The sequence below is a fragment of the Neisseria sp. P0009.S007 genome (assembly GCF_051962515.1).
Genome location: NZ_JBQCVF010000249.1, coordinates 1 through 1,869, shown reverse-complemented (window position 1 = coordinate 1,869; position 1,869 = coordinate 1). Strand labels below are relative to the sequence as shown.

Annotated in this window: 1 protein-coding gene and 1 pseudogene; both read right to left on the bottom strand. The window is 47.4% G+C overall.

The genetic code is table 11. The annotated features are described in order from the left end of the window. Positions 1-65: 65 nt before the first annotated feature. Positions 66-1,373 carry a replication-associated recombination protein A gene (locus ACTHS3_RS12140; protein ID WP_070608773.1) on the bottom strand — a complete coding sequence of 436 codons (1,308 nt, stop codon included), beginning with the start codon at positions 1,371-1,373 and terminating at the stop codon, positions 66-68. A 63-nt stretch (positions 1,374-1,436) separates the two neighbouring features. Continuing rightward, positions 1,437-1,869 (bottom strand): annotated as a pseudogene (locus tag ACTHS3_RS12135) (hypothetical protein); the annotation flags it as partial.

The following is a 1,869-nucleotide window of genomic DNA, read 5'->3' as shown; positions in this document are numbered from 1 at the left end:
AAACAGCAAAGGCCGTCTGAAAAATTCAATTTGATCTTAGATTTGTATTATGTACATTTATTGTTTTAATCATCCAGCGCATCTTCATCCAAGGATTTCAACCATTTTAGCTTTTCGCCAATTTTGATTTCCAGCCCGCGCAGGACGGGTTGGTAGAAATCGGGTTCGTCCAAGCCATCGGGCATATAGCTTTCGCCGGCGGCGTAGGCGTTTGGTTCATCGTGGGCGTAGCGGTATTCGCGTCCGTAGCCCAATTCTTTCATCAACTTGGTCGGCGCATTGCGTAGGTGGACAGGCACTTCGTCGCTGGCATTTTCTTTGACGAAACGGCGCATTTGGTTGTATGCCTTATAGCCTGCATTGGATTTGGCGGCTGCGGCGAGATACAACACGGCTTGAGCTAAAGCAAGCTCCCCTTCCGGCGAGCCTAAGCGCTCATAAGTTGCGGCGGCATCATTGGCAATCGTTAAAGCACGCGGATCGGCCAAACCGATGTCTTCCCATGCCATGCGGACAATGCGGCGGGCGAGATAGCGCGGGTCGGTGCCACCGTCGAGCATACGGCAGAACCAATACAATGCTGCATTGGGATGCGAACCGCGCACGGATTTATGCAGCGCAGAAATTTGGTTGTAGAAACTCTCACCGCCTTTGTCGAAACGGCGGATTTGCGCGCCCAAGCTGTCGGCGAGAAATTCAGCAGTCAGGGTTTTCAGACGGCGTGTATTAGCAGCGCGTAAAAGCTGCTCGATCAAGTTCAACAATCTGCGCGCATCACCATCGGTGGTATTCACGAGCAATTCTTGCGCATCCGCTTCAATTGTAAACTCTTGGTATTCAGGCAAAGCCAATACTTTGGCAATCAGCTTCTTCAGGTCGTCTGAAGACAAGGATTGCAAGACATAAACTTGCGCCCTGCTGAGTAATGCCGGATTGACTTCAAAAGACGGGTTTTCCGCGGTAGCACCGATAAAGGTTAACAAGCCACTTTCGACATAAGGCAAAAATGCGTCCTGTTGCGCTTTGTTGAAGCGGTGTACCTCGTCAACAAACAAAATCGTCGCGTGCCCTTGCTGCAAGGCAATTTCAGCTTTCTCGATTGCCTCGCGTATGTCTTTCACACCGGAAAATACAGCGGAAACAGGCAGAAACTGGGCATTGAAACTCTGCGCCAAAATCCGTGCCAGCGTGGTTTTGCCTACACCTGGCGGCCCCCACAGCAACATAGAATGCGGCTTTCCTCCCTCGACCGCCACGCGCAAAGGTTTACCTTCGCCGATTAAGTGCTGCTGCCCAATAACATCGTCTAAAGAATGCGGGCGCAGGCGTTCGGCTAAAGGGGCTTCGGGTTGACGGGCAAAAAGGTCGGACATAGCGGATTCCGTGAAAAGGGTTTTCAGACGACGTGGATTATAGCAGGTCGTCTGAAAGGGGGATTAACGCTCTTTGGGCGTAATATCAATATAATTTTCATTCAAAATTTGTAGTGATCTCCCGCTGATGACGATACATTCCTCAGCTAATTTTGCAGCTTCCTCTTTTCCTTTGTTGTTTTCAGCAGTGGGCGGGCAGAAAACTTTGGTGTCACCTAAGTTCCAAGCCATATAGCCGTATAAGGCATTGTTGCGTTGTTCAGGTTTCGAAGAACAATCAATACCTTTTTTTAATTTTTCATTTTCTGAAAGTATGGGACATTTGAATTTTTGTTTTAATTTAACCAAGTCATTTTTGTTAATGCCATTGATTTCTTGGAAGCCGTTGTTTTGTTGAAAATTATTATGTAATAAATACCATGAAGAGTTTTTAGGAATTTCCACAAATCGAACAGGATAAAGCATATGTATTGCAGAGTTATTAGAATATGAAAGC

What these genes read in the sequence shown, in the direction of transcription:
- ACTHS3_RS12140 (WP_070608773.1), bottom strand. Translation starts at nt 1,373, where the DNA reads ATGTCCGACCTTTTTGCCCGTCAACCCGAAGCCCCTTTAGCCGAACGC.